5 protein-coding genes and 1 pseudogene are annotated in these 6,000 nt (G+C 64.9%); 3 read left to right on the top strand and 3 right to left on the bottom strand.

Features of this window, described 5'->3' with window-relative positions:
- The first annotated feature begins 164 nt into the window (after positions 1-164).
- Positions 165-1,322, top strand: coding sequence for a PucR family transcriptional regulator (locus tag ACFXIV_RS43220; protein WP_379421447.1), 1,158 nt, complete (start codon positions 165-167; stop codon positions 1,320-1,322).
- Positions 1,323-1,328: 6 nt separating this feature from the next.
- Here the strand turns inward: ACFXIV_RS43220 and ACFXIV_RS43215 are convergent, their stop codons facing one another.
- Positions 1,329-2,843, bottom strand: coding sequence for a flavin-containing monooxygenase (locus ACFXIV_RS43215; protein ID WP_379405518.1), 1,515 nt, complete (start codon positions 2,841-2,843; stop codon positions 1,329-1,331).
- Between the two features lie 169 nt (positions 2,844-3,012).
- Between ACFXIV_RS43215 and ACFXIV_RS43210 the strand changes: the two genes are divergently transcribed.
- Both ACFXIV_RS43210 and ACFXIV_RS43205 read left to right on the top strand, forming a co-directional pair.
- Positions 3,013-4,116, top strand: a complete 1,104-nt coding sequence (locus tag ACFXIV_RS43210; protein ID WP_379405520.1) for a PucR family transcriptional regulator — start codon at positions 3,013-3,015, stop codon at positions 4,114-4,116.
- A gap of 70 nt (positions 4,117-4,186) precedes the next feature.
- Positions 4,187-4,381 (top strand): annotated as a pseudogene (locus ACFXIV_RS43205) (hypothetical protein); the annotation flags it as partial.
- Here the strand turns inward: ACFXIV_RS43205 and ACFXIV_RS43200 are convergent.
- Together ACFXIV_RS43200 and ACFXIV_RS43195 are read right to left on the bottom strand one after the other, a co-directional pair.
- Positions 4,378-4,662 (bottom strand): alcohol dehydrogenase catalytic domain-containing protein, encoded by a 285-nt coding sequence (locus ACFXIV_RS43200; protein WP_379421446.1) that lies wholly within the window; start codon positions 4,660-4,662, stop codon positions 4,378-4,380. The pseudogene ACFXIV_RS43205 and the gene ACFXIV_RS43200 sit on opposite strands and share 4 nt — an antisense overlap.
- Positions 4,663-4,700: 38 nt before the next feature.
- Positions 4,701-5,849: a hypothetical protein gene (locus tag ACFXIV_RS43195; protein WP_379405533.1), complete on the bottom strand. Its 1,149-nt coding sequence runs from the start codon at positions 5,847-5,849 to the stop codon at positions 4,701-4,703.
- Positions 5,850-6,000 lie beyond the last annotated feature (151 nt).

Below are 6,000 nucleotides of genomic sequence, written 5' to 3'. Positions count from 1 at the left end.
TGGGCAGACCAGCAGCTACCGGCCACCCAAAACCCCGCTGTCCGCGCGCCGCAGGCGCCCGGACAGCGCAGAAACCTCATCTGTGGATCAAGGCTTAGCGGGTGGAGATTCCAGCCCTGTCTGAACGAGTCCGTGCATTGCTGCGGCAGGGTGCTCAGCTGTCGTTGCAGCTGCCCGAGGAATGGTTCGACGAGATGGACGCGGCCACCCTCCATGCTGCGTCCATGCGGGTCGTCGCGGAGGATCCGGTGCTGCGGGAGGGTATCCGCCGGGCGAATCGCGCGAACGTATTGCATTGGGCGGTGTCGAACGTGCGCGACCCGGGCGCACCGGTCTCTCCGAACGTGGGGCTGGAGCCGCTGGCGATCGCGCGTGATCTCGTTCGGCGGGGGCTGAACGAGTCCATGCTCGACTCGTACCGGATTGGGCAGGACGTGGCATGGCGGTATTGGATGGCGATCTGCTTCGATCTCACACAGGATGCGCAGGAACTGCGCGAGCTACTCGATGTGTCCGCACGGTCGATCGCCGCCTTCGTCGACGCGACGATCGGTGCGGTAGCAGCGCGTATGCAGGCCGAGCGGGCGGAATTGACCCAGGGCAGTCATGCCGAGCGGCGCGAGACCGTTGTGCTGGTGTTGGAGGGCGCGCCGATCCCGCGGCAGCGGGCTGAAGGGCGGCTCGGCTATGCGCTCGACGGACCGCACACTGCTGCCGTTATCTGGAGTGATGATCCGAAAGCCGATCCGGGACAGCTGGACTCGGTCGCGACAGCGTTGGCACGCGTCGCGCAGGTGGCCGCACCGCTCAGCATTGTCGCCAGCGCGGTGACGCGCTGGGTATGGGTGGCGGGCAGGGTCGATGCCGGTGAGGTGGCAACATTGCTGGGCGATGCCGCGGCCGTCCGAGTTGCTCTCGGCCCGCTCGACCGCGAGATCGATGGTTTTCGACGCAGCCATTTCGACGCCTTGACCACTCAGCGCATGCTGACCCGCTTGGCATCCCCCGAGCGGCTTGCCACGTATGACTCGGTCGCGCTCGCGTCACTCGTCACCGAGGATATGGAACGTGCGGACCGGTTCGTGCGGGACACGTTGGGGGACTTGGCCGAGGCCGACCCAGAGATCCGTGCCGCGGTGCTGACCTTCGTCCGAGAGCAGTGCAACGCGGTGCGTGCGGCGAATCGCCTTTTCACGCACCGCAATACGCTCCTTCGCAGAATCTCGCGGGCCGAGGAGATGCTGCCCAGGCCACTGGCCGAGAACAGCGTGGAGGTGGCCGTGGCGCTGGACATATTGCACTGGCGCGGGGTCAGCCCGTAACAGGGCCTATGCCAGTACGGCGTCGGCGCGCTCGATCACAGCCTGCCCGGCGGCGGAAAACCGTAGTTCCGGCTCGTGGACCGAACCGTTGCGCAGTAGTCCGACGTCGGTGCGGTAGTCCTGGACGGTGATCCATGGAGCGTCGACTCCCTGCCGGGGAAGCTCGTCTATGGCCCGGCGAACATAGCCGGCGTCGAAATCGAACAGTGGCCGCGTCGGCATGTCCGGATCGAGCAGATGGGGATAACAGATTGCGTTCCCCGTGCGCTCCATGTCTTCGATTACTCGGCAGGTGAATTCACACACCAGCCCGACCTTCAGCGTCCACGACGAGTTGGTGTAGCCGACGATGAAGGAGAAGTTGGGGACGTCACTGAGCATGACGCCCTTGTATGCGACCCGGTCGACCAGATCTACCGCTACTCCGTCGACTGTCAAGTCGATCCCGCCGAATGTCTGCATGTTCAGCCCCGTCGCGGTGACGATGATGTCGGCTTCGAGCTCCGCGCCGGACCGCAGCCGGATTCCGCGCTCGGTGAAGGTGTCGATGTGGTCGGTGACCACGGACGCTTTACCCTCGCGAATCGCCTTGAACAGGTCGGCGTCCGGAACCGCGCACAACCGCTGGTCCCAGGGGTTGTAGGCGGGGCTGAAATGGGTGTCGAGGGGATAGTCCTTCGGCAGTTCCCTGGCATTGAGCCATCTGATGACTCGTCGCGCCATCCGCGGATGGTTCTGGCAGAACCGATAGATGAAGCGTTGCTGCGCGATGTAGCGACGCCGGTTGAGTCCGTGAGCGCGCTTGCTGCCCAGCACTTTCCGGAGGGCATTCGCGATCGGGTCGGCTGAGGGCACCGGCATGATGTAACTCGGCGATCGCTGTAGCATCGTCACGTGTGCCGCATCGTCGGCCATGGATGGCAGGATGGTTACTGCGGTCGCGCCGCTGCCGATCACTACCACCCGCTTGCCGCGGTAGTCGAGATTCTCGGGCCAATGCTGCGGGTGGACGATGGTGCCGCCGAACTCTTCCCGGCCTTCGAAGTGCGGTGTGAATCCCTCGTCGTAGCGGTAGTAACCGCTGCATGCGAACAGCCAGGAGCACGTGATAACGCTTCGCTCACCGGTGTCAGTGTGCTCGAACTCGACCGTCCACCGGGCGTCCTCGCTCGACCAGACCGCGCCGATCGCCTTGTGGTTGAGGCGGATATGGCGGTCGATGCCATTTTCGGCAGCCGCTTCCTGAAGATAGGACAGGATCACCGATGCGCCCGCGATGGACTTCTCGTTCTCCCACGGTTTGAACTCGTAGCCGAAGGTGTGCAGGTCCGAATCGGATCGAATGCCGGGGTAGCGGAAGAGGTCCCAGGTGCCGCCGAGTGCACCGCGCGCCTCGAGAATCGCATACGTCTTGCCCGGGAGATGCTGTTGCACGTAGTACGCGGCTCCGATACCGGACAGGCCCGCGCCCAGGATGAGGACGTCGAGGTGCTCGTTATCTGACTCGGGGGCTGTAGGCATCTGTGAAACTCCAGGGTCGTAGCGTCAGTGCTATGCATCACAATCATGCGGTGCATGAATACCTGCCAGCAAGGTCAATTAGCACCAAATATCCAGCCATTTGGTGCAGTTTGCACTCGTGAGTAGTGGTGCGTGTGGATAGAGTCGTCGAATTGTTCGGCGTGCACGGGTGATTCCGGTCCTGCGCAGACGTTCGTCGGTCATCCGCGCGTTGTCCGAGGAGATCGACGCGCCGCTGGCCGCGATCGAATACGCCCGCCGACTTGCCCAGCGGGGCATCTCGATGGGAACCCTGTTGCGCGCGTACCGGATAGGGCAGACGGCGTCCGTGCATCGCTTGCTACAGGAGATCGGACGGCGAACCGATGACCCTGAGCTGCTCAGCGCTGCGGCGATACGCATCAACGAACGCAGCTCGGTACACATCGACCGGGTGTCGCAGCAGGTGACCGCCGCGTACGAGCACGAACGCGACCAGTGGGCGCACAGCCGCATGGCCGCTCGGGTGGCGCAGACGGCCGAGCTGCTCGCGAAGGCCGATACCGACATAGATGTCGCCGAACGTGTGCTGGGATATCGGTTGCGGCGCAGTCACATCGGTGTCATGGCCTGGATCGATGGCGACGGTGGCCGACCGGTGGACGGCAATCCGATCAATCTGGAGCGGACGGTGGTCGACCTTGCGGCACGACTGGAATGTCCGGCGCGCCCGCTGTGTGTGTTGCACGATGAAACAACCCTGTGGGCTTGGCTGCCGTGGGACGATCGGATGCTCTTCGATTCGGAACTCGTCGGCCGCGCGGTCCGTTCGGCAGGCGCGAAAGTGCAATTGGCTGTTGGCGATCCGGCGGGAGGGGTGGACGGTTTCCGGCTGACCCATCAGCAGGCCTCCGCGGCCCATCTGGTCGCGTCGACCGCCGACGTCGGTCACCGCGAGTGGGTGACCTTCTACAGCGATGTCGGTGCGGTGGCGCTGCTCTGCGTGGATCTGGAGTCGGCTCGGAGTTGGCTCGAATCCGTGCTCGGCGGCCTGGCCGTGGATACTCCGACCAATGCCCGGCTGCGTGAGAGTCTTCGGATCTTTCTTGCGGCCGGTGGTGGATTCGCAGCCGCGGCACAGCAATTGGCCATCCATCGAAACACCGTGCAGTACCGGTTGCGGCAAGCTGAACAGGTGCGCGGCCGACCGGTACGGGAAGGTCGTCTGGACTTGGAGCTGGCTTTGGAAGTCTGCCGCAGACTGGGTGGGGTGGTGCTCGCCTCGGCGCAATGAACCCCCGAGCTGTAACGCAGCACGGGAAATTTGTGCGAATCGCACGATTTGTTCGCGAGCTAGCGGGGTCATGCAGTCCCGAAGGTCCAGCACGCCCCCGCTGCCCGGGAGCGTCTTATGGAACGAGTACGAGGCGGATCGGATCGCCCAGCTTCTTCTCGAGCCGGGCGACGGCGTCGGCGTGGCCGAACAGTCCTGTGGACCTTGCGCTGGATGTCAGCGTCGTCGGGTGTGCGTGGCACGGCTGACCCGTGGCGTCGACTACGACGGCGGTTGGGCCCAGTACACGCTCGCCCGGGAGGACACGCTCGTTCCGATTCCGGAACCGGCGCCGAGTCCGTCGATCACTCCGGCCACCTCGTGCCCGAGTGTGACCGTCTCGACTGGGTGGAAGGGTTTGAGACTGCTGTCGATCAGATGAACGTCGGACAGGCAGACACCCGCGGCTTCTACCCTGATCAGCACCTCTCCGCGTCCGGGAATCGGGATCGGCACTTCCTCTACGGCGAACGTCCCGGCGCGAACATGGAGGCGGCCGGCGAGCATTGTGCGCACGTAGGCCCTCGCTTTCCTTGTCGTAGTGGTCAGCCGGCGTAGACGTCTTCGACGTAGCGGCCGGCGATGGTCAGTTCCTGGAGCCATTCATCGGGGGTCGGGCCGTGTCCGGCTGAGGCGCGCTGGGCATAGATGGTGCGGAAGGCGTCCCGGACGCCAGGGGCCATGTGACGTCCGTCGCCGCACACGTAGATTCGGGCCCCTTGGTTCAGCAATCTCCACAGCTCGTCGGCCTCGGCGGTGATGCGGTGTTGCACGAAGCGGTGGCCGTCGGCAGGGGCCTCGCTGAATGCGGGGCGCAGCGCGACGATCCCGGCTCGCTCGGCGGAGCGCAACTCGTCGGCATGCAGGAAGTCGGCGTCGGGAGAATCGCAGCCGAAATAGCAGACGGCGGCGGGTAGAGCTGTTCCGCTCGCGGCGAGGACGCGGCGATCGGCGATCGCGCCCCTGAACGGCGCCAGTCCGGTCCCGGCGGCCACCATGATGACAGGCGTGTCGTGACGAATCCGGAATGCGTTGCGGCACGGTTTGACTCGGGCAAGAACGAGGTCGCCCGCGCGCACGGAGTTCAGATAGCCGGACCCGGTGCCGCGAAAGGTGCCGCGGCCGGAGAGCGCGGGTGCCTCGAGCAGCGAGACCATCAGATCCACATGGCGCGGGTCGACCGCTGGCGCGGACGAAATCGAATACTGCCGCAGCCGCCGTTGGGGCAGCAGATCGAGCAGCATCGGCCAGCTGAGGACCGTCCGGAGGGCGGGATAATCCTCGATCAGGTCGAACAGTGTCCGCATGTCTTCGGTCGTGTCATTCGCGGCCAAGTCCTGCAATGCCTGTCGCTCGGGCGGGCACGGATTCAGCACCGCCAATGTTCGCAGCTGATCGAGCGACAGGCGGCCCTGCAATTCGAGGTGGTGAGTCAGCAGTTCGCGGACGGTGACCGGCCGATCGATCGGCAGATTGTCCGAGTTCGCTCGGCCCGAGGTGATCAGAAGCTCCGTCTCGAGATCAGCGTCGAGCAATCGGGCTGCGCGTTCGACGAGCGCCCGATCGTTCGGAGGCAGCACCGCGATGTGATCGGCGGTGCGGTATTCGAGACCTTCCGGAAGAGCGAGGCGGACAAAGCGTTTGACGCGCCGGTAGTCGGGAGCGGTGAGGCTGCGCGTCGCGGTGACGGTCATCGCGGTCACGTGGACGCCAGGACCGCACTTCTGGATTGGTCTGTGTCATGCTGCGGCTAGTTGGATCCGTCCAGCGGTTGCCGGCGGCCGGAACCTGGTGCGCTGCAGAACATCCGGAAATGCCGATTATGTGGTACGAGACCGCAGGCTC

It is taken from the genome of Nocardia sp. NPDC059236, from assembly GCF_042754085.1.
Classification (GTDB): domain Bacteria; phylum Actinomycetota; class Actinomycetes; order Mycobacteriales; family Mycobacteriaceae; genus Nocardia.
The sequence above is the reverse complement of the archived record's forward strand: the minus strand, read 5'-3'. Positions and strand labels throughout refer to the sequence as shown.

Bases quoted from the DNA above. Each gene is read 5' to 3' on its own strand.
- ACFXIV_RS43195 (WP_379405533.1), bottom strand. From the start codon at position 5,849: ATGACCGTCACCGCGACGCGCAGCCTCACCGCTCCCGACTACCGGCGC.
- ACFXIV_RS43215 (WP_379405518.1), bottom strand. From the start codon at position 2,843: ATGCCTACAGCCCCCGAGTCAGATAACGAGCACCTCGACGTCCTCATC.
- ACFXIV_RS43200 (WP_379421446.1), bottom strand. From the start codon at position 4,662: ATGCTCGCCGGCCGCCTCCATGTTCGCGCCGGGACGTTCGCCGTAGAG.